Annotated in this window: 20 protein-coding genes and 3 pseudogenes; 17 read left to right on the forward strand and 6 right to left on the reverse strand. The window is 31.0% G+C overall.

The annotated features are described in order from the left end of the window. From CER22_RS25895 to CER22_RS25905, 3 genes and pseudogenes are all read left to right on the forward strand, one after another. Nucleotides 1-530 (forward strand): polysaccharide deacetylase family protein (locus CER22_RS25895; RefSeq protein WP_179211940.1); only part of this gene is annotated, 530 nt, incomplete at its 5' end. A 259-nt stretch (nucleotides 531-789) separates the two neighbouring features. Continuing rightward, nucleotides 790-2,520, forward strand: coding sequence for a methyl-accepting chemotaxis protein (locus tag CER22_RS25900; protein WP_088609969.1), 1,731 nt, complete (start codon nucleotides 790-792; stop codon nucleotides 2,518-2,520). Between the two features lie 550 nt (nucleotides 2,521-3,070). Continuing rightward, nucleotides 3,071-3,613, forward strand: a pseudogene (locus CER22_RS25905) (DUF4046 domain-containing protein); the annotation flags it as partial. Nucleotides 3,614-3,675: 62 nt separating this feature from the next. Here CER22_RS25905 and CER22_RS33840 read toward each other — a convergent pair. Further along, nucleotides 3,676-3,840, reverse strand: a pseudogene (locus CER22_RS33840) (IS4 family transposase); the annotation flags it as partial. Nucleotides 3,841-4,419: 579 nt separating this feature from the next. Here CER22_RS33840 and CER22_RS25910 point away from each other — a divergent pair. Next, nucleotides 4,420-5,811, forward strand: a complete 1,392-nt coding sequence (locus tag CER22_RS25910) for a glycosyl hydrolase family 8 (RefSeq protein WP_088609971.1) — start codon at nucleotides 4,420-4,422, stop codon at nucleotides 5,809-5,811. A 197-nt stretch (nucleotides 5,812-6,008) separates the two neighbouring features. On the opposite strand, the gene CER22_RS25915 is transcribed toward CER22_RS25910, so the two are convergent. Then, nucleotides 6,009-7,001 (reverse strand): helix-turn-helix domain-containing protein, encoded by a 993-nt coding sequence (locus CER22_RS25915; RefSeq protein ID WP_088609972.1) that lies wholly within the window; start codon nucleotides 6,999-7,001, stop codon nucleotides 6,009-6,011. 401 nt (nucleotides 7,002-7,402) lie between these two features. Here CER22_RS25915 and CER22_RS25920 point away from each other — a divergent pair, with 401 nt between their 5' ends. The 4 genes and pseudogenes from CER22_RS25920 to CER22_RS25935 all read left to right on the forward strand — a co-directional run bounded on the left by CER22_RS25920 (nucleotide 7,403) and on the right by CER22_RS25935 (nucleotide 9,722). Beyond that, a complete protein-coding gene (locus CER22_RS25920) occupies nucleotides 7,403-8,575 on the forward strand; it encodes a tyrosine-type recombinase/integrase (RefSeq protein WP_088609973.1) in 1,173 nt (390 codons plus the stop codon). A 176-nt stretch (nucleotides 8,576-8,751) separates the two neighbouring features. Further along, a complete protein-coding gene (locus CER22_RS25925) occupies nucleotides 8,752-8,949 on the forward strand; it encodes a hypothetical protein (protein ID WP_088609974.1) in 198 nt (65 codons plus the stop codon). A gap of 32 nt (nucleotides 8,950-8,981) precedes the next feature. After that, nucleotides 8,982-9,162: pseudogene (locus tag CER22_RS34230) on the forward strand (hypothetical protein); the annotation flags it as partial. Between the two features lie 341 nt (nucleotides 9,163-9,503). Then, complete coding sequence (locus CER22_RS25935; RefSeq protein ID WP_088609975.1) at nucleotides 9,504-9,722, forward strand: alpha/beta-type small acid-soluble spore protein; 219 nt, start codon at nucleotides 9,504-9,506, stop codon at nucleotides 9,720-9,722. 223 nt (nucleotides 9,723-9,945) lie between these two features. Here the strand turns inward: CER22_RS25935 and CER22_RS25940 are convergent, their stop codons facing one another. Beyond that, the gene (locus tag CER22_RS25940) at nucleotides 9,946-10,263 is read right to left on the reverse strand and encodes a 2-acyl-glycerophospho-ethanolamine acyltransferase (protein WP_088609976.1); all 318 of its coding nucleotides are present in this window, start codon (nucleotides 10,261-10,263) and stop codon (nucleotides 9,946-9,948) included. Between the two features lie 119 nt (nucleotides 10,264-10,382). Between CER22_RS25940 and CER22_RS25945 the strand changes: the two genes are divergently transcribed. Together CER22_RS25945 and CER22_RS25950 are read left to right on the forward strand one after the other, a co-directional pair. After that, a complete protein-coding gene (locus tag CER22_RS25945) occupies nucleotides 10,383-10,562 on the forward strand; it encodes a hypothetical protein (RefSeq protein ID WP_088609977.1) in 180 nt (59 codons plus the stop codon). Nucleotides 10,563-10,822: 260 nt separating this feature from the next. After that, entirely contained in the window at nucleotides 10,823-11,584 is a 762-nt protein-coding gene (locus tag CER22_RS25950) for a hypothetical protein (RefSeq protein WP_088609978.1), read from the forward strand. Nucleotides 11,585-11,766: 182 nt separating this feature from the next. On the opposite strand, the gene CER22_RS25955 is transcribed toward CER22_RS25950, so the two are convergent. Further along, nucleotides 11,767-12,237, reverse strand: a complete 471-nt coding sequence (locus CER22_RS25955; RefSeq protein WP_088609979.1) for a DUF5065 family protein — start codon at nucleotides 12,235-12,237, stop codon at nucleotides 11,767-11,769. Nucleotides 12,238-12,602: 365 nt separating this feature from the next. Between CER22_RS25955 and CER22_RS25960 the strand changes: the two genes are divergently transcribed. Together CER22_RS25960 and colA are read left to right on the forward strand one after the other, a co-directional pair. Then, the gene (locus tag CER22_RS25960) at nucleotides 12,603-13,301 is read left to right on the forward strand and encodes a DUF1963 domain-containing protein (RefSeq protein WP_088609980.1); all 699 of its coding nucleotides are present in this window, start codon (nucleotides 12,603-12,605) and stop codon (nucleotides 13,299-13,301) included. An 805-nt stretch (nucleotides 13,302-14,106) separates the two neighbouring features. Next, nucleotides 14,107-16,989, forward strand: a complete 2,883-nt coding sequence (gene colA / locus CER22_RS25970; RefSeq protein ID WP_088609981.1) for a collagenase ColA — start codon at nucleotides 14,107-14,109, stop codon at nucleotides 16,987-16,989. A gap of 214 nt (nucleotides 16,990-17,203) precedes the next feature. Here the strand turns inward: colA and CER22_RS25975 are convergent, their stop codons facing one another. Beyond that, nucleotides 17,204-17,521 (reverse strand): winged helix-turn-helix transcriptional regulator, encoded by a 318-nt coding sequence (locus CER22_RS25975; protein ID WP_088609982.1) that lies wholly within the window; start codon nucleotides 17,519-17,521, stop codon nucleotides 17,204-17,206. 303 nt (nucleotides 17,522-17,824) lie between these two features. Between CER22_RS25975 and CER22_RS25980 the strand changes: the two genes are divergently transcribed. The 5 genes from CER22_RS25980 to hfq all read left to right on the forward strand — a co-directional run bounded on the left by CER22_RS25980 (nucleotide 17,825) and on the right by hfq (nucleotide 21,784). Then, entirely contained in the window at nucleotides 17,825-18,562 is a 738-nt protein-coding gene (locus CER22_RS25980; RefSeq protein ID WP_088609983.1) for a GTP cyclohydrolase II, read from the forward strand. Continuing rightward, the gene (gene ribD / locus CER22_RS25985) at nucleotides 18,555-19,667 is read left to right on the forward strand and encodes a bifunctional diaminohydroxyphosphoribosylaminopyrimidine deaminase/5-amino-6-(5-phosphoribosylamino)uracil reductase RibD (protein ID WP_142293568.1); all 1,113 of its coding nucleotides are present in this window, start codon (nucleotides 18,555-18,557) and stop codon (nucleotides 19,665-19,667) included. The genes CER22_RS25980 and ribD overlap by 8 nt, the downstream gene beginning before the upstream one ends. Nucleotides 19,668-19,718: 51 nt before the next feature. Beyond that, nucleotides 19,719-20,300, forward strand: coding sequence for a 5' nucleotidase, NT5C type (locus CER22_RS25995; protein ID WP_088609985.1), 582 nt, complete (start codon nucleotides 19,719-19,721; stop codon nucleotides 20,298-20,300). 259 nt (nucleotides 20,301-20,559) lie between these two features. Further along, nucleotides 20,560-21,165 (forward strand): TetR/AcrR family transcriptional regulator, encoded by a 606-nt coding sequence (locus tag CER22_RS26000; protein WP_088609986.1) that lies wholly within the window; start codon nucleotides 20,560-20,562, stop codon nucleotides 21,163-21,165. Between the two features lie 430 nt (nucleotides 21,166-21,595). Beyond that, the gene (gene hfq, locus CER22_RS26010) at nucleotides 21,596-21,784 is read left to right on the forward strand and encodes an RNA chaperone Hfq (protein WP_088609988.1); all 189 of its coding nucleotides are present in this window, start codon (nucleotides 21,596-21,598) and stop codon (nucleotides 21,782-21,784) included. Nucleotides 21,785-22,015: 231 nt separating this feature from the next. Here the strand turns inward: hfq and CER22_RS26015 are convergent, their stop codons facing one another. Continuing rightward, entirely contained in the window at nucleotides 22,016-22,600 is a 585-nt protein-coding gene (locus CER22_RS26015; protein ID WP_088609989.1) for a TetR/AcrR family transcriptional regulator, read from the reverse strand. Between the last annotated feature and the right edge of the window lie 32 nt (nucleotides 22,601-22,632).

Genomic DNA, 22,632 nt, shown 5'->3' on the forward strand with positions numbered 1-22,632 from the left:
CATTCTTTTTAATTGGTGATAATGTGAAAAGGTTCCCAGATTTAGTGAAACGAGAGCATGTAGAGAGCCATTATGTTGGCATGCATAGCATGACACATGATTTTAAAAGGTTATACACCAATAAGGAATATGTTAAGGAAATGAAAGAGGATCAATCTTTAATTAAAAATGTTATTGGAAATTCACCAAAATTAACACGGCCACCATATGGATCAATGCCTGGCTTAAATGAATCACTTCGAAATCAAGTGGTCGGAAATGATTTAAAAGTATGGGATTGGACAATTGATTCTTTAGATTGGAAATACAATAAATTAGCCGTTAATGTAGCAGCCGCAAAAATTGTGCAAAATGTATTGGTAGGTGCGACATCTTCAAAAGAAATTGTATTAATGCATGATATTCATCCCCAATCTGTCGCGGCAGTTCCAGCAATTATAAAAGGATTAAAAGAAAAAGGTTATGAATTTGAAGCTTATAATGAGAATGATCATTTTCCAATAAACTTCTGGCATGATAATCGTATATAAAAAGATATGGATTAGTAAAAAGGAAATCAGAATGGAATAAGCAATGACTATAGGGTTTAAATATTTGCAGGAGCGTGTTTAGATAAATAGATGAAAACACGCTCTTTTTACCGGACTATTTTTAAATCTGGATTTAAGTACAAACTTTCTTATTTTAGAAAACTTTATACGATTTTTTAATGGATATAAAATTATTAAATTTCTTATATTTTTACACATAAAATTATTTAATCATAATATAACAATGAGGTGGAGTTAATTGTCGTTTTTAAAAAATAGTAAAATTGGCACAACATTAAGTGTATTGGTAATTATAGCAAGTGTGGCTTGTATAATATTATCTATCCTAGGATTTATTGGCCTGAAAAAAGGGGAGCATGCATCTAATACGATGTATGAAGATAGTTTGTTACCAATTCAGTGGATAGGAGCTATAGAGTCTAATTTTTATCTAATCAATATGAATGTAAAGGAAACTATTCTATCAAAAGATCAAAAAAGAATAAAAGAGCTTTTGACAGAAATAGATGAAGCTCGTTCAGAAACTGATCAGTTAATAAAGAAGTTTGAGTCTAGAGTCAGTTCTAACAAAGAAAAAGAATTGTATACAACATTTCATGAAGTATTTAATGAATTAAGAACACAACTGAGGAAAGTACAAGATTTGGGACAATCTAATAATGAAGAAGCATATGCTTATTATCTGAAAGAAGTTGACCCTAATATGAAAAAGGCAGTGCAGGCTATTCGTGAGCTCATTCAGGTTAATAATAATAATGCAGATCAATTACAAAAAAATAATACAGCCAGTGCAACAAATACTATAATGCTGTTTGTTAGTATCTCTATTATAGCAATCGCAATCGTTATTTTTATTGGCTATATCATTAAAAGTGCAATTAGACAACCAATTGTATTATTAGAAAGAGATATGGAAAAGGTATCTGCAGGTGATTTAACGATACGTACTTCTTATAAATCGGATAATGAATTAGGAAGTATTGTAAGGTCTTTTAATAGTATGTTGGATAACTTACAACAATTAATTGGAGAAGTAAAAATCACAACTCAAGAGGTCATTTCTTCTACCAATGGGATGTTGCAAGATACTAAACGAGCATCTCATATATCAAGAGAGGTAGTTCAAACTATTTCTGAGGTTGATAAAAAAATAGAAGGACAAGTTACTAGTATTCAAGAAAGTTCTTCATCAATGGAAGAAATTGCGACAGGCGTTCAAACTGTAGCTGAGTCTTCAGCAACGGTTACAGAAGTGGCGGTCACAACAACAGAACAGGTCAATTCTGGTAGTGAAGTAATTAAACAATCTATCCTTCAAATGAATAGTATTCATGAGGTTGTTGAAGAAACATCCACAGTAATAGAGGGACTTGTTATGCGTACACAGCAAATTGATAAAGCTCTGGATGCGATTACTAATATTGCTGAACAAACAAACCTTCTTGCCTTAAACGCTTCGATTGAAGCTGCACGTGCTGGAGAAAATGGAAAAGGATTTGCAGTGGTAGCAGCAGAAGTTGGGGATTTAGCCGATAAGTCTAAAAAATCCGCAAGTGAAATCAATCATTTAATACAATTAATCCAACGAGATACAAAAGATACAGTTGATGCAATGCAAAAAGGTCAACAAAAAGCGTTGGAAGGAAAAGAAACTGCTAATAAAGCGGATGAAGCATTCTCATCTATTATGGTAGCTATTAATAAAATCACTAGTCAAATTCAAGAAGTATCTGCAGCGACAGAAGAAATCTCTGCCGGTACAGAAGAAGTTAATGCCTCTATGTCGAATGTTTCTGAAACTGCAACGCAAGTAGCTAAGGAAACAACTCAAACGGTACAGTCAATCCAATCACAGGCAGCCTCAATTGAAGAAATTTCGAATCAATCTAACAAAATAAAAGAAAAAGTAGAAGCATTATCAGAATTAGTTTCGAAATTTATTATTGAGAAACAAGGCAAAGAAAAATAAATATAAACATATTGATTATGATATAGGAGTAATAAAAAAGACTATTGTAACTTTTATAATGCAGTAGTCTTTTTTATTTTTATTATTTATTTCCCCTGGATACTTATGTAAGAATTGAACAGACATTGACTGGATGTTTATACATAAAAGGTATTTAACAATTATTAATAAAGAAATAAGGCTTATTATAACAAATGCATACATATTAGTGATATTTCAATTATAGCAATTGGTATATCTAATATAAGATAGCAGCGCCAATTAGCGTACGAAATGTATCAATATTACAAAATTAATTATTTCAGAAAAAGAAGACTTCCGTCCAAAGAGGCTTCGATAATTAGTATTAAATAATTCTCCTAATTGTAGATTGGGGATTTAACTATTAAATCTACCGTATACATAAATTATTTTATAAATATCAACATTAATTTTCTTGAAAAGCATTATTGAAGTTTTTCCCTAGAATAACAAGACAATAGTATTAACCTATATAACAAATTTGGAATTTTCTTTATTTATAAGGTTGGAAAGGAATGAAGATTGTGAAATGCAGATCAAAGCAATTACTATAGAGGAAATTTATCAGGAGATATTAGATAGAAAAAGAAATAGATTCCCAAGAAATACTTGGAATTCAGATAAAAACAACGATATGGCCAAAAGAGTAACAAGGTATCTAGTTACAAATATTTTAAATTGGAACGAAGAACAGATTAAACAGTATTGGAATAACGCATTAATTGTGAAGTATCGACTACAAGGCTTATTGAAGCTTAAATATGAAAATAGCCCGTATGCGATGATTAATGATGTATATCCGAATCGATTTAAGGAATGGGAATTTAAAATGACACCATTAAATTTTTGGACGAAAGAAAAAGCGCTTGAAGCATTACGATGGACAATTGAGGAAAAAGAAAAGCTGACAGATAATCAATTATTGCAGAAATATACAATGAATTGGCTAAAAAGGCATAGATTATGGACTCCATTAATAAGATACTGGAATGGTAGTCCGTATGCAATGATTAATGATTTATATCCAAATAAATATGAAAAGCATTCATTTAGAGGTTATATAAATAAATATTAATACACACATAATTATATATTTATGAATTTCCTGTTTTAAAGTAATTGTTAGAAATAACTTCCTATACCTGTATCAATATGAAGGTATTGTCCTTTTGATAAATTATATTTAGGCTGTATCTTTACTCCAGTTGTATAGCTGCATCCTCCCGTGCCAGGATAAATTGATGAAAATATATTAGGAAGTTGAAATACTGTTGAATCTAAAATACGAATGCGCTTGAAACAGAAGTGCGGATTAGTCCAAGAAAATAAATTTACCTTAATAGAAATGTGTGATTATTCCCCAAAAGTATAGTAATTAATATGTTTTGATTAGAATTCTCCTTTAAAAATAGTTGAAAATGTAAATTTAGACGAATTTTGAACAAGGTTTTTCAAATCTGTTATTTTGTAGCATTATATTCCTTTTATCTAAGATTTATAAGGGGATATTATTATTATAATATAGTTTTTGATATGAATAAAATTAGTTGTCTATTAATTATTAAAAATTATTTGAGTTACCGTCACTACATAGTAATATTTAGTGGCTGTATGATAATTTTAATTATTTTTTAATGTGCATAACATTATTTATGTTAACTATTTCAAGTATTAACTACCATAAGTTATAGATATTGCTTAGATGAGTACTCTTATATTAGAAAAGTATAAAAAATATACCAAGTCAGACTTCGTTTGAAAAATATCTAACTGTATTCCAAATCTTTCAAAAAAAGGGTACCTTTGTTATGGAAGCAATTATCATAGAAATACAAATTTTATCTGAATTTTAAAATTTATTTTAAGGGAGACAAAAAAATGAGACGAAAAAGAACGATATTCACCGTTATATGTGCATGTGGGATTGGGTTTGCAGGCTATACTAATTGTATTTCAGCAGCATCTTTAGACAATGATACATTAATAAAAAATGGACACAAAATCAATTCTTCTATTATAACAAATTCTACTCAAGTATCGGCTGTCGCTAAGGAGATGAAACCTTTTCCTCAACAAGTAAATTACTCAGGGATTTTAAAACCGAATCATGTTTCACAGGAAAGCCTGAATAATGCAGTTAAAAATTATTATAACGATTGGAAAAAGAAGTATCTAAAGAATGATTTATCATCACTTCCTGGTGGGTATTATGTTAAGGGTGAGATTACGGGAAATCCAGATGGGTTTAGACCATTAGGAACTTCAGAAGGACAAGGATATGGGATGATTATTACAGTTTTAATGGCAGGACATGATTCAAATGCTCAGACAATTTATGATGGCTTATTTAAAACAGCAAGAGCTTTTAAAAGTTCCATAAACCCAAATTTAATGGGGTGGGTTGTAGCAGATGACAAGAAAGCACAAGGGCATTTTGATTCTGCAACAGATGGGGATTTAGACATTGCTTACTCACTTCTTCTTGCTCATAAGCAATGGGGATCAAGTGGGAAAATAAATTATTTAAAAGAAGCTCAAAATATGATTACAAAAGGTATTAAGGCTAGTAATGTGACCAAAAATAACGGTTTGAATTTAGGGGATTGGGGAGACAAAAGTACATTTGATACTAGACCATCCGACTGGATGATGTCTCATTTAAGGGCATTCTACGAATTTACAGGAGATAAAACTTGGCTTAATGTTATTGATAATCTCTACAATACTTATACAAATTTCACAAATAAATATTCACCAAAGACAGGATTGATTTCTGATTTTGTTGTGAAAAATCCACCACAGCCTGCACCAAAAGATTTTTTAGATGAATCGAAATATACTGATTCATATTACTATAATGCGAGTCGTGTACCACTCCGAATTGTTATGGACTATGCGATGTATGGAGAAAAGAGAGGTAAGGTGATTTCTGATAAAGTTGCTACATGGATAAAGGGTAAAACAAAAGGTAATCCATCTAAAATTGTAGACGGCTATAAACTAGATGGAACAAATATTGGTGATTATCCAACAGCGGTATACGTTTCGCCTTTTATTGCCGCTGGTACCACTAACAGCAATAATCAAGAATGGGTAAATAGCGGTTGGGATTGGATGAAGAATAAGAAAGAGAGTTATTTCAGTGATAGTTATAATCTTTTGACCATGTTGTTTATAACAGGTAATTGGTGGAAGCCGATTTCGGATGAAAAACAGATACAAAGTCCAATAAATTTAGAAATCCAATCTGAATTGAAGGAACAGAATTAAGATTGGATGAATATCAAATTTTAAATTTGATACCTTTTAAAAATATAGATAAGCGATTAGTAGCAACTTATATAGTAAAAAACGTAAGAATTTATAATTTCTACGTTTTTTACTTATAAGACAACTATATGGATTAGATAATTCTTGGAGGATGGAAATAAAATAATGTACCCGTAGGAAGTTGATGTAAATAAACTTCAAAACTTTTCAATATATGATTTTACAGCTTGTAATAAAAACTCTTCTTGCCCCATGCCAGATTCAGCAGCCATTTGAATTACTTTTTGCTTAAAGTCATGATCTGCATGAAAAGTTAATGGCTCTACATTACTTTTAAAATAAATACCTTCAACATGAGGGAGTATTGAGCCTGACTTCATATGTGAATGTAAATACTTAATCTCTTCTTGGAACTGTAATGGATCTACCTGTAAAACAAATGGTTTAATTTCCAATCTGATGATATCTTGTGTAGTAGTCAATCGCATATTTGTGACACCAAGCTCTTTATAAAATAAATTTATTAGATTATAAGTAATAGAATTAAATAACTGAGGCTTTTTAAATGTAAAAGATAAATAGCCTCGCTTCGTAATCACTGTGTGTTTTTGGAAGGGTTCAAGGGAATAATCATGTTCTTTATAAGCTGATAATGAGAAAATTTCTTCATCTTCTGTAAGAACCTTTCCATCGAATCCATTAATTTCTATTAACCTAGCTTTTTTTTCTGTATGTCGCTGTATTAATAATTGATATAAATAAATGTCTGTATCCTGAATCTTAGTAATGAATGTTTTACGTTCTTTTGTTGTAGCTTTTTCGTAATTGAGCTGGAAATTTTCTAGTTCTTCTTCATCAATGACATATACTTGTTTACCCCGCTTTTCTACCATCGAGGCTTTTAATTTTCCGGATTTAATATATGTAAAGATAGTGGAGGGTGCTATATTTAGAATTTCTGCTGCTTTTTTTGTACTTAATCCTTTTATTTCATCGTTATTCATTAACCGTTCAATATCTTCTAAATAGAATATTTTACTTCCGAATTGTTTCCAATTATCTTTATATACACATTCTATAAGACCTTCTTTTTCTTTCTTTAGAACGGTCTGAACGGTAACTCCCATTAAATCTGCTGCTTCTTTTGTTGTTACTGTAGGTTTTGTAATAAACAGTAAATCTTGTGTCATGAAAGTATACCTCCTTAGTTACTCTCTATAATTCATAAAGCATGTATATATCATATCAGATTCTTAATTAGATATAAAATATGATTTGAATATAAAATAAAATATCATTATACCAATATGTTAAAGTGATTTATAACTTTATTTTAATGTTAGATAAAATTTGATGCTTACTTATATATAGATGTTTTGTCAAATTGTATGAAATCATGCTAAATGTTTATCTATATAATAAAAAATTATAGGAAATTACATGTATAACTAAATAGAGAAGAATGAAGGATTCTTACAGAAAGAAAATGATTTATCATTTGTATAATTAATAGAAGTAAAATAAAATGATAAGTAAGGATAATAAAGAGAATTATATTCATAATCTTCAATAGGAGAGGTGAATTCGAAATATGGATAAACAAAATGAAAAAGAGAACTTACCTATAACAATGAATCAAAGTGAAGATATAGATACATATGTAGAAAATATAAGATATATGGTTCCATTCCTGCATGATAGTCGTTATGTAGATAAGGTGGAAGAAAAGATGGAGGTTGCAGAAAAAGAGGGAAAGAGTAAATATACGTATTTACGTGATCTGGAAGTTATTTATCATTTCGTACATTTACAAAAAGATATGGATGAGAAGAAGAATAGAAAAGAGGATACGAAAAAGAGTTATGTTTCTGAAATCTTATCATTTTGTCAATGCATGGTGCAGCATGCAGAAGAATTCGATTTGAATGGGGAAGAGGTACAGCAAAATGACTCTTTATTAAAAACATTGCAGCCTTGGCATATTCGTAAATATAATGCTTGGTTGAAGCAGGTAGAGAACGGTAGGGATGGGGATACGTACGCGGTCGCAACACTTGCCAAAAAATCAGTACTTATACGTTCTTTTCTAAAACACCTTTATGTATTTGCTTATATTAAAAGACCTCTTCATGAAGAACTGCAGCGTGCAAATGTAAATGAACAGGATCGGCCAAATCGGGACCTATCCTATGATGAAGTAATGAAAATTTTAGGGTTTTATAAAGAACAAGGTCATTTAGTAAACTATACAATTTTACTATCTCTAGCAAGTACCGGTGCAAGAATTCAAGAATTGTGCACCGCGAGAGTGAAAGATTTACATTATGACGGAAAGTATTGGCTAAGGGTTAAGGGAAAAGGGGATAAAGTACGTGAACTTTTCATTCCTGAGCATTTATTCCAATGTATTAGCGAAATGAGACGGAGAAGAGGATTCCAAACGATATTGGATCGGGGAGATGAATGTCCTTTATTCGTAAATCAAAGAGGGAATTTTTATAATCCAAAAACGTTATCGAATCAGGTAACAGATATGATAAAAAAGACAAACTTAGAGTTTCTACTGTATCGCGAAAATCCAGTAACGGCGCATACATTCCGTCATGCTTTTGCAATCATGGCAGTTGAACAAGGAAACGCAGATCTATATCATTTAATGCAAACGTTGGGTCATGAAAATATCCAAACAACAAAGATCTATTTAGAGAAGCATATGAAACGGAAGAATAATGTGGGTACTTCATTTGCGGATATGTTGGTATGAAATTTAAATATAAAATTCTTGTTTAATTATGTATTTTTTATATGATTAACATGGGATATCACCAATATTTCGCGGGTTTTGTACGGCATACCTAACCATTGAATAGGAATATTTAGTAGGCTATTATAAATGTAGAAATTCACGAGGAATATTCTTTAAAGGAGAGTGATTACTTTATGTTAAGAAAATGGATAAATAAAGCAAAAGAACCTAAATGTATTCATAAATATAACTTTATTAAAACTCAAGATAGTGAAAATTTTAAAACAGGACAGATGGGTACAGCTAGTTTTTATAAATGTGAAAAGTGTGGAAAAGAAAAGATCGAATATAAATATAATAGTGATATAAATAGTGACTATTGGAATATTTAAAGTAAATTGTTTAATAAAACAGAGATTTACTAATATGGGTCACTAACTGGCTTACGGAAAATGCATTTCAAGGAACCTTTTATGTACATGAGTTGGTTAGCAGTCTACGTCATTTTAATGATTTACCTTATATTCGCTTCGATTCGTTTAGGCATACGTAACATAAAATATATTAAAGAGAAAATAAGAAAGCGTAGAGCTATAAAAAAATAACGTAAAGAGAGACCGTCCTCACGGGAGGTTTTATTGTTATACTGAAGTGCAATGTAGATTATTTAACATTTGAGGAGGGTTAATTATAGAGTACTCAAGAATCTACACATTAAGAAACGGACAAGAAAAATCAATATAGGTAGAGTCCTGGCGTTCATTTCGAGAAGAAATGAATGTATTAGGAATTCAGGATTCAGATATTTTTCAAGTTCAGTTAGTTGAATATGGGAAAGAGAGAACGAAAAAGAATTCTCCTAAAAATCCTAGAAGAAAATAGTCTACTTACGTATAAATATCATAATTAAGCACATGTTATATACAAATATAGTGGAGGTGCAATTATGAATATTCAAAGACACCAAAGTAATACAAATGAAATTCTTATTTCTGCTGCAGTAAGCGCTATTGAGCAAATGAAGTATGAAATTGCCCGTGAATTAGGAGTTACACTTGGACCTGATACATCATCACGTGCAAATGGCTCTGTCGGTGGAGAAATTACAAAGCGCTTAGTTCGAATGGCTGAAGAGCAATTAACAGGACAATACAGATTACACTAAGATTAAAAAATAAAAGGAAAAGGGTCCCTAAGACGAATTCTTTTCCTTTTATTTGCAAAAGTCCAAAAAACATTTTTAAGAACTTAAAAACGAACACTCAGATTAGTTTGTAAGAGTTTTTATTTGGTTCAACAATACAATAAGTACAAAAACTCATTAAACCCTTTAAAAGTAATCTTAAGACTGTTAAACGTTATTAAACCTAAATTCGCTATTTTTTGTTTTAAGGTGTAGTCTGCAAGAATTCCTCTACAAATTCTAAAATTATAGCATAAGTTAAAAGACCGATTGGTAATAAATTTCCCAATAAAACAAAAATTCTTTTGGTTAAATTCTCTTTACTGAACATTGAAATGACGCTTAAAGGAACAGCAAATAAGGAAGCAAAAAATATAACTGATATAAAAACCTGTAAAATAGATACTATATTTTCATTTGAAGTCATTGCTAACATATATAAGGATATTGGTAGAATTGTAATTGAAGTTAATGCTGTTAAGAATGAAATTTTAGTAAACACCCTCAAATTTTCCCTTTTCAAAAAAATCCCCTCCATTTACTAAAAATAATAATAGATCGATTGGAACTTTGTTACAATGGACATTATACAAAACCATATATTAAGTAACATTAAACTAAACAAAAAAGGAAGTAAAAAGTATGGCTGCATATACTGAAGAGCAATTTATATATTTTACAACTAAATTGAACCAATTGGAGTTTGTAAAAGAGAATCAGGAAACATATTGGGATGAATATAGAAAACTACAAGACTGGCTGCAAGAACAGCAACTAAGTACCAGTTTTATTAGTTGGGTTGAAAAGAGGATGAAGAAATAGTTCTTTATTTATCCTTTAGAAGTATCCATTATATCATGTATTTAATTAATAAATAGGGTAAGTGAGGCATCCAGAGGGATGCTTTTTCTTTTGGCATAGAAATCCCCTTGGTGACTATATTTTAAACATAATTAATATATAAGGTACGTGAAATTTTATAAAGTGTGTAGAGATAAGATTACATTTAATACAATTAGGGAAGAATGGCATATAAAATGATGGATTAAATACATTTACTTATATACAAATGGAGGAGTGTTATGAACACAGTTTTTAAAGAGTTTAAGCAGACCTTAAACGCATTAAGTGCTGCCAACACATATTTAGATTGCTTAGTGCAAACTAAAACGTATCTGCAGTTTCTAATACTTATCATATTTTGTATTATTACAGTCTACCTACCTTTTCCTTCATTTACGCTTAATTATATAATTGAATTAGATATACTAATGCAATACATAATTAAATCCATTTATTTTTCTTTTCCTATTTCATTAGTTTTCCTATTCATAATGCGAGATCAAAGACTTTTGTTTTCTAAAAAAATCACTTTCCAGCAGCTAAAAATTTCTTTTTTCTGTGCTTTCATTATTTATGCTATTATGTTGTTATTTTTAGCCGTACTAATATCTTTTACAACATTCAAAGGAACATCTAATCCTATTGAGAATGAAGGGATTACTAATATGCTTCACAAAACGCCTGGGATTGCAATTCAATTAATCGGAGAGAACATTATGTTTGTATCTATATTGTTCTTTTGGCATAAAATCATACGATCCTTCAAAATAAGCCCCATCGCTTCAATTACAGCCTCTTTAATATTGTCTGGAAGCTCATTTGGGTTACTCCATCTCTCTACGTATAACTATAATTGGGTACAATGTTTAACTATCATTGGGATACCAGCTATCGCTCAAATGATTTTCTTTCTAATATTTAAAAATATTCATATGGGATACATACTTCACTTCAATTACAATTTAATCATTATACTTTTTAGCTATATAGCTTCTATTTAAAATAATTTACCACTGAAAATAAAAGAAAAGGTACCCCTGCTGCAAGGTACCTTTTCTAAGGGGTATAACTCATTAGCTAAGCGGCCGTTGGTCAAGTATACCGCCTAGACTATTACATAAGTTATATTTTTATTATACATTGATCATATCAAAAATATTATCATTAGTGAAATTAACTTTCATTATTTTTTAATTTTAAAGCTGCCACCATAATAATAATTTTCTCCAAGTTTCATAACAACTACATATGATCCTGGCTCATAAACTGATGTAATAGGTGTTACAAATCTACCATAATTATGCTCAGTACCAGTATCATATATTGTTTTATATCTTTGCATATTTACTACTTCATTCTCATCTTCACTTAATCGATATATCTTTACAATACCTTTATCTTTACCGCCTGTATAAATTTTAATGTCCAAAGTATCTCCATGCTTTAAATCACCAACAGCTAATTCTTGTAAGAAGTCTGCATTATGATGAAGTGAAAAATAGTTTTGCCATTGCCAGTCATCGAAAACCGATGATGCTTTCGGTATAAATTGAGATTCAGCAGAAGCAGGTGTAATGCTTCCTGCAGTATAGGAAAATACACTTCCTCCAATAGTTAATGCTCCAATAATAGCTACTTTTCCTAAAAGTTTCATTTTTAAGCCTCCTAGTTTATTAAGAACTATAAAATCTTACTCATGAAAAACAGCTGTCAAATCATTAGATGGTAATATTTTCTATCCGAATTTTAACATATACAGATTTCCCTGCCAATCAATTGATAAAAATATGGGATAAAATAAAGTTGGATTATAAACACTTTGAAAATCCTTAGTAAATTAGCACTAAAAAGAATCCATTTAAAAAAAAGATTAAACAAATTTGATTCTGACACGTGAAATTGCTGCTAGCAGCACCTTTCAAAAGAATCGTTATAACAAAAAACACACATTATTGATACAATATACTTATTAATTGAAATACAGAGAAAATAAAATATAAATTTAGGAGGAGAAATACTTTGGAAATAGTTCAAATTAAGAATATCCTAAGAAAAAAAGCAACTCTCTTTCAAACAGGAGGAAAAAGACCTGATTTATCTATAAATGAAAGTTGGATTGGAAGGATTACCTATTCATTACCAAATGAAACTTACCCAATCGACCGCTATCAAGAAAAGATGTATGCGATCATGATGCTTAATTTAACTCAAATACCTTTTGTTCCTGAAGCAGTAAAAGGCACGAAAGCCATCGCAGTGTTTCTTTCTCCAAACTTTGCAAAAGACTTATCCAACTTATCAGGAAATTTTTGTATTAGAGAATATGATTCTATAGAGGAACTAGTGCCGAATGAGATGTCACTTACTTTTCCAACTCTAAAGCCTTTCCCCTTAATACCAAAGTTAGTAGTTGATGAATTTCCACAATGGGATACTGAAGATTTTCCTAACAACATACAGGATAGAATTTTAGAACTTGAGAACACAATTGAGATTGACTATTACGAGGATATTTTTGAAGAAAATCATTATATACATAAATTAGGGGGCTATGCTTGCTTTGCCCAATCCGGTATCCAATGGCCCGCGGATTATGAATTTATTTTTCAAATAACAGATGATCCAAAAGCACATTTAAAGATTATTCATGGTGGCGGAATTTATTTTGCTAAAAATAGTAAAACAAATGATTGGATGGCACATTGTGATTTCTTATAGGATTGATTTTTCATATAAAATCTTGCTTAGCGTATATTCTCGTTACAATATTGGTGGTATGCATATAAATACAAGTATTAATGGATTAAAAGGGAAAAGGGGATTTACGATGAAGAAATATGTCAAAATACAGGTGTTAGGTAGGCCATCCAGTCTCATTATTTAAAAGAACTCGAATAAAGTTCTTTTTTAATTTGTAATTGCCCTCCCATAGTGATCCCTGATCCCCAGAATCGTTTCCGTACTACATAACCAGGTCTTTTTAGAACAACATTGTCACTTTACTCATAATTTTGCCGCATTTGGAATCATAAACTTGCCGGAAATCGCTTATTTTAGAAGATATTTATCTAATTGTCCAAAGAAAATGGAAGCATAACTTTGCCGTGCGTTAATTATTAACCCATAAGTTTGCCATGAGTTTTATTAATGTAGATTTTGAATAATGAGCAATGCATTTATAATTGTTATAGGAATACTTACTATTCTAGCAAGTATTAAGTCATTATTCTAATTCACTATTGTTCGTTCGGGTGCAAAAATAGTAGGATTTGAAAAGAGAATGAAAGACTTTTAGCGGAACTGAATTATATATTGTTAAACCATAGAGTTTATAATTTTGGACAAGCTATTCACCTTGGGTAGTTTGTCCTTTTTTGATTATATGTAAAATTTTTATTAATAATTTTTAATATTAATTTATATGAAAACTCATGTAATTCAATATGAAATAATACATTTTATAATAATTTATTAAGATAAAATGTTATATTTTTAGATGGAATATATAAATGGAGGAAATGTTATGAACAAGAATTTAAAATTTACTCAAATGATGATTGGTATTAGTACGATGGCATTATCATTTGGAAGTATACAAACACAGGTTTCAGCAGAAGAAAAAGCACCCTATAATACGTTACAGATGAAACCGATCGGGACAGAAACTTTAAAAGATGAAATTGCACATGCTACAAAAGCAGATGGCACTTTGACTTTTGAAGAGCGTTTAAAAGTAGGCGATTTTTCACAACGACCTACTTCGGTGAAGAAACAGGATGAAAGGCAATTAAAGCAAAGCTATACTCTGGCAGAACTGAATAAAATGTCTGATAGTGAATTCTTTGATACGTTATCAAGAGTTTCATGGAATCAAATTACAGACTTATTTCAATTCAATCAAGAGACGAAAGCTTTTTATCAAAATAGAGAACGTATGAACGTTATCATTGATGAATTAGGACAAAGAGGGAAATCTTTTACGAAAGAGGACTCAATGGGAATTGAAACTTTCGTTGAAATATTACGTTCTGCTTTTTATGTGGGATATTTTAATAATGAATTGGGTTACTTAAATGAGAGAAGCTTCCATGACAAATGTTTACCAGCATTAAAAGCCATTGCAAAAAATCCAAACTTTAAATTAGGTACAGCTGAGCAAGATAGAGTAGTAGTTGCGTATGGAAAATTAATTAGTAATGCTTCTAGTGATGCTGAAACAGTACAGTATGCAGCAAATATTTTAAAACAGTTTAATGATAACCTTTCTATGTATGCTAATGATTATACGAAAGAACAAGCTGTATATGAAATCGTAAAAGGTATTGATTATGATATACAATCTTATTTGCAGGAAACGAATAAAAAGCCTAATGCAACAATGTGGTATGGAAAGATAGATAACTTTATAAATGAGGTTAGTAGAATTGCTCTCATACGGAATTTAACAACTGAGAATAGTTGGCTAATTAATAATGGGATTTATTATGCAGGACGTTTAGGGAAATTTCATAGCAATCCAAACAAAGGATTGGAAGTTATTACACAAGCGATGAATATGTATCCTCGTCTAAGTGGACCTTATTTTATAGCGGTAGAGCAAATCAAAACAAACTACGGTGGAAAAGATTATGATGGAAATGCAGTAGATTTACAGAAAATACGTGAAGAAGGGAAGCTACAATACTTACCTAAAACATATACATTTGATGATGGATCTATTGTTTTTAAGACAGGCGATAAAGTAACAGAAGAAAAAATTAAAAAGTTATATTGGGCAGCCAAAGAAGTAAAGGCACAATATCACCGTGTAATTGGAAATGATAAAGCACTAGAACCAGGTAACGCAGATGATGTGCTGACAATTGTAATTTATAATAATCCAGATGATTATCAATTAAATAGACAATTATATGGATATGAAACGAACAACGGTGGTATTTATATTGAAGAGAAGGGTACTTTCTTTACATATGAGCGTACACCAAAACAGAGTATTTATAGTCTAGAAGAGTTATTCCGTCACGAATTCACTCATTATTTACAAGGAAGATACGAGGTTCCTGGTTTATTTGGGAGTGGAGAACTATATCAAAATGAACGCTTAACTTGGTTCCAAGAGGGGAATGCAGAATTCTTTGCAGGATCTACACGTACAAATAATGTTGTTCCACGTAAAAGTATTATAAGTGGCTTATCATCTGATCCAGCAAGCCGTTATACTGCAAAGCAAACTTTGTTCGCAAAATATGGATCATGGGATTTTTATAATTATTCCTTTGCACTACAGTCTTATCTATATAATCATCACTTTGAAACCTTTGATAAGATCCAGGATTTAATCCGTGCAAACGATGTGAAAAATTATGACGTGTATCGTGAAGCATTAAGTAAAGATGCACAGCTGAATACAGAATATCAAACGTATATGCAGCAGTTGATTGATAATCAAGATAAATACAATGTACCACAAGTAACAAATGATTATTTAATACAACATGCACCTAAGCTGTTAGCTGAAGTGAAGAAAGAAATTGTAGATATAACTAATATAAAAGATGCAAAAATTACAAAACATGAGTCTCAATTCTTTAACACATTTACTGTGGAAGGTAAGTATATAGGTAGTACATCAAAAGGTGAATCTGAAGATTGGAAAACGATGAGTAAACAAATCAATCAAACCTTGGAGCAGTTGTCTCAAAAAGGATGGAGCGGCTATAAAACAGTTACAGCCTATTTTGTTAACTATCGTGTGAATGCAGCCAATCAGTTTGAATATGATATTGTTTTCCATGGTGTTGCAACTGAGGAAAAAGAAAAAACAACGACTATAGTAAATATGAATGGACCATATAGCGGGATAGTAAATGAAGGAATTCAATTCCATAGTGATGGCACAAAAAGTGAAGATGGAAAAATTATTTCTTATCTATGGAACTTTGGAGATGGTACAACAAGTACTGAAGCCAGCCCTACCCATGTATATGGAGAAAAAGGAACATATACTGTGGAACTAACAGTGAAAGATAGTAGAGGAAAAGAAAGTAAAGAACAAACAAAAGTTACTGTAAAGCAAGATCCGCAAACAGGTGGATCCCTTGAAGAGGAAAAGGTACTCCCGTTTAATAAGCTTGTAAAAGGAAATCTGATTGCTCCTGATCAAACAGATGTTTATACGTTTGATGTTACAGTTCCAAAAGAATTAGATATTTCTGTGGTAAATGAACAAAACATTGGGATGACATGGGTACTTTATCATGAATCAGACATGCAAAATTACGTAGCTTGTGGTGAAGATGAAGGAAATGCTATAAAGGGAAAATTCGTAGCGAAACCAGGGAAATATTATTTGAATGTGTATAAATTTGATGATAACAATGGTGAATATTCATTATTAATAAAATAAATTTATTTTCAATAAGTATATAATGGTTGTTTTTGGGGAGGAGTCTGTCACGATAGGCTGCTCCTATTTTTTATCTAAAAGCATAAAAATTAAGTGAGTATTTTTAATTATTCAATCATGAAATAACGCTAGCTTTCATAAATACTTGAAAAAGCTAGCGTTTTAAATATACATAATTTGATTAATTAAAGCTAGATACGAAAAATCTCTTATACTATTCTTCAAGTTCTATCCATTCTTGTGACCATTTTTCTATTCCGCGAATAATGGATTCTAAAGCAAATCGTTTTTGAGTTAAAGAATATTCTATACGAACTGGTGTCTCAGGAAAGACCTTACGCTCTACAATTCCTTCTTGTTCTAATTCCTTTAGTCTTTCTGAAAGTAATCTTCCGCTGACAGGAAGAGAAGATTCAAGCGTACAAAAACGCTGAGATCCAGAGAAAAGTTGGAAAATAATTAGTGCTGTCCATCTTTGACTAAAAAATCTCATTCCTTTTTCAAAGCGAGGGCATAATGTAGAATCATTCATTTTACTTCACCTCCTAAAAGAAATTATATAACATCTTACAATTAGTAACGAATTTTTTTATAATTAATTACTTGACGTAAACTGATTGTAAATGTATACTTACTTACATAAAGTAACTAAGTTATTTTATGTAACTAAGAATTTTTTTCTCTAATTTGCTAAAGATATGATGATACATATTGAATATAAGCTAAGAGAACAAGAATATCATTTGTAAAAATACTTACGTTGTGTAAGTTAAATAATAAAAAATATAAAATGGAAGAGAACTTTTTAGAGATTCTCTAAACTAGGAGGTACCTAATGGTTACAACAGATACAATTCATATGTTAGAAGATAAAATTCAATTAATACATCAAGATGGAAAAGAGATTTATCTTGTTGGCCCTATCAAATTACCAATTAATTTATATGGGGAAACGAAAATTTTCCAATGGTATTCTTGGTTACAAACTAATGAAGTTACGAATGGTATAGAAGGTATTATTGAAAAACTATCATTTCTTAATTTAGCAGATATGCAACAATCTAGTGTACTTGTGTACGGTGATTTTGAGAATGCTGAAGATGCACTGATTCGTATGCATAGTATTTGTCATACGGGTGATATTTTTGGTAGTAAACGTTGTGATTGTGGGTTCCAATTAAAGCAATCCTTACAAATGATTACAGAACATGGCGCAGGCGCTCTATTCTACCTAGCAAATCATGAGGGAAGAGGAATTGGTTTGTTTAGTAAAGCGATGACGTATATCCTGCAAGAAAACGGCTTAGATACAGTAGAAGCTAATTTAAATTTAGGTTTTGATGATGACGTTCGTAAATACGATGATACAATTGAGGTATTAAAAGCATTACGCTTAAAACCTGTAAAGTTGATTACAAATAATCCAAGAAAACTAGAAGCGTTGCAAAAAGCAGGATTAAATGTTACGAGTCGTGAGCCATTATGGGGGGACGTCTCAGAATTCAATGAGAAATATTTACAAACGAAAATCCATCGCTCTGGGCATTTTGAGGGAGGTCATTTACATGGGTGAGCATGAGAAATATATGAGGTTAGCCCTTGAAAATGCTAAGGCTATGAAGGGACAAACTACTCCAAATCCACTGGTTGGATCCGTAATTGTAAATAACAATCGAATTGTAGGAATCGGAGTACATATGAAGGCGGGGGAACCACATGCCGAAATACACGCGATACGTATGGCGGCAGAACAGGCCCGTGGTGGCACGATTTATGTTACCCTAGAGCCTTGTTCTCATCATGGAAGAACAGGTCCTTGTGCAGAAGCAATTGTACAAGCAGGAATTAAAAGAGTAGTAGTTGCTACACTTGATCCTAATCCTCTTGTTTCTGGACGTGGAATTAGAATTCTACAAGATGCTGGTATTGAAGTAATTGTAGGAATCTGTGAAGAAGAAGCGAGAAAGATGAATGAAGTCTTTAACAAATATATTATGACAAAACGCCCATTTGTAACGGTTAAATCTGGTGTTACATTAGATGGGAAAATTGCTACGTCTGAATCGGATAGTAAGTGGATTACATCTGAAGAAGCAAGACAGGATGTACATCAGATAAGAAATGAAAATGCAGCTATTTTAGTAGGGGCTAATACAGTACAAAAAGATAACCCTTCATTAACAACGCGTATTCCAAATGGACGAAATCCAATTCGGGTGATAGTAGATTCTACTTTACGGATCTCAATGAAATCAAAAGTTGTTACAGATGGAGAAGCTGCTACCTGGATCTTTACAACAAATAATCATGATGCAGTGAAAAAGCAAGCATTAGAACATGCAGGTGTCAAAGTGTTTGTTACTAGTGGAGAAAAACATATAAATTTACATGAAATGCTTGATATTTTAGGACAAAAAGGGGTTTCTTCTCTTCTTATTGAAGGTGGAGGAGAGGTGAATGCATCGTTTATTGAAAATAAATTAATGGATAAACTTGTATTGTATATCGCACCTAAGATTATTGGGGGAAGAATGGCACCTAGCTTTGTAGAGGGTACAGGCATTACTAAAATGCAAGATGCAATTGAATTTAAGGATATATCATTTACCCAAGTTGGAAAAGATTATAGATTTATTGGTTATCCTGAATGTGGTGAATATGAGGAAGAAGGAAAATAAAAAACTACTTATTTTTTACATTAAATGAAGTACAGAAAGGGGCGATGAAGAGTGAAGTTTGGATTTGATATCGATGATACTTTAATTGATTTAAGACAGCATGCTTTTCATTTATATAACAAAAAATTAAACAAAGAAGTAGGATTGGATGTATTTCATTCTTTAAAAACAATTGAAATTCATGAAGCATTTGGCATGACTTCCGAGGAAGGTGGTCAGATGTGGAACAGTTTGCTTGATGAAATTTATTATACTTCTTGTTTACCGTTTCCATATGCAGTAGAGACATTACAAGAATTAGAAAGACAGGGACATGAAGTATATTATATAACTGCGCGACCTAAAGAACATGGAGAGCAAACAAAAAGATGGTTACTGGAAAAGAATTTTCCAGTACATGAGGATCGCTTTTTCTATGGGATGAAAGATGAAGAGAAAATACATTTCATACAGGAAATAAAGCTAGATTATTTCTTTGATGATAAGCCAGCTGTCTTAGAAACTTTAATAGGACAACCAATTAAAGTGTATGCAAAAAATACTTCTTACAATGATTACCTTAATATTCCCCGCATTACAAGTTGGACTGAATTGATAGATATCGTAAAAAAAGATACATATGTAGATAACTAAAAAGAATTCAAATGGAGTCAAAATTATCTGGGGCTAGATATTTTTAAAAGGAAAGACATATGTGGTATGTCTTTCCTTCTTTTTGTATATCATCATTATTTTACATTTAGAAAATAGGAAATATTTTTACAAAAACGATTAATATCTGATCATTTGTTAAATCTTAATTTAAAATATATAATTGAATTTCATAAAAGTTTGTGATACAAAGCACATATTAGTTTTTTTAATACATTATTTATAATTTGAGGTGTATAGAATGGGGAAATCCCGCGAGCAGACGATTGAAAACATCTTAGAAGCGGCTAAGAAAAAATTTGGAGAGCGTGGTTATGATGGTACAAGTATCCAAGAAATCGCAATAGAAGCAAGGGTAAATGTTGCTATGGTTTCATATTATTTTAAAGGGAAAGAGAATCTTTACGTAGAAGTGTTTAAAAAATATGGTTTTGCAAAAAAACTACCCAATTTTCTTGAGGAAACACAGTATAATTCTAGAAATGCTCTTAGACAATATTTAACTTTCTTTATTACACATATAAAACAACATCCTGAAATTGGAGCGCTTGTATATGAAGAAATTCTCAAGGAAAGTTCACGATTAGAAAAAGTTAAACCATATATTATTGGGAATTTCGAACAATTAAAACAAATTTTATTGAAAGGGAAAGAACAAGGCATTTTTCATTTCTTTTCAACGAATCATGCAATTTATTGGATTACATCTATTGTCTTATTTCCGAAATTCAAAAAATTTATTGATTCCATTGATCAAAAAGATGCTGACGATATGAAAACAGAGTGGATAACAGATGATCTTGTAAACAGAATTATTTCTTCATTAATACATAATCCAACATTGTGAACTACTCGCCACTTAGCAAAGCTTGAAGTGGGAGCTTCTCAGTTCCACGACGAAAGTAACCTTTCGACTCCCTGAGCGTTACTTTAGGGTGTTCCCCCCTAGATGTCCGACGCATGGACATTCTTTTGGTACGGTTGATATGTTATGCAGAGACCGAATGGCTTGTTTTTCGCACTCTATTTTCTTCCTGCAACTTCTTATATCAAACTATCAATGAATTTCGTATAGCTCGTTTATCAAGAGTTTCTGGCTATGACAAACCGAAATTCATTTCCCACTTATAATTGAAGTTTCACACCTTCAAAATTTTGAGGAAGGAGTATATTATCAGAAAACAATAAAACCTTATTAATTTTTCAAGTAATAATTACTTTAATCCAATGATATCAATATTTAAAATATGTTACGATTTAAACGGGGAGGGGAAAATATGAAAATGATACAAGAGGATATGTATAAAGAACTAATAGATACAAAAAGAACGGTTACTATATTTTTGAAAAGTGGTGTTCCGATACGAGGACAAATACTTTCAATGGATACATACTCTGTCCTTGTAATGGCTCATAATAAACACCAATTAATTTATAAACAAGCTATTTCTACTATTACTAAGTAATTTTTCAAAGTTAATAAAATTTTAGTTTTAAGACAATAGATTTTATAAAAAGCAAAAATGATATTGGCTTAATATATTCTATTAAAAAAAGAAAAAGCATAATTCTTCTTTCTCGCAATATAAAGAAGGGTTATACTTTTTCTTTTGATTTAGATGTTCAAATACCCCCAAATGATAAAATTTTACTAAACGCACAAATAGGGACAAGAAAGCGTAGCGTTTGATTAAAATTTAGAGTTTTAAAGATTTCAAGGTTAATTTCATATAAGTATCCATTCGCTGCTCTAGTGAGTACCTACCACCTAAAAGACACCAGTCTAATATAATTCCTCTAGCAATTATAAAAAGATACGTTGTGATTTCTTCTACAGTCATATCATTTATTAATTCTTTTTCCGTTCTTCCTTTATAAACAAGATTATTTAGAGTTCTATAAATTAAAGAAGGTTCATATACAAATATTCTTTTGTTGAAGTCGTTAAGGAGATTTATATGTAACTCTAATTTGGTTGTATATTCTGCTATGCATTGGAAGAAATTCAAAATAGTTTTTTGCACTGTCGTATGTTGATCTATACTTTCTAATTCAACATGTAGGTTTTGTTCAATTTGTTGAAATAATTTTTGATAAATATCTTCTTTGGAAGAAAAATAATGATAAAAAGTGCCTACGGAGATATTTGCCTTTTTACAAATATCCTCAATAGTTAGATTTTCAATTTCTTTTTCTTTCGTTAAATTTAAAAACACAAGAAATATATTGTTCTCTGTTTGTAGAGCTTGTTGTTTTCTTTTCGTTAAATTTTTTTTTTGCACCCCTTATTCCCCCTTACCTATATAGTAACTGA

This window comes from Bacillus sp. K2I17 (assembly GCF_002209985.1).
GTDB lineage: Bacteria > Bacillota > Bacilli > Bacillales > Bacillaceae_G > Bacillus_A > Bacillus_A wiedmannii.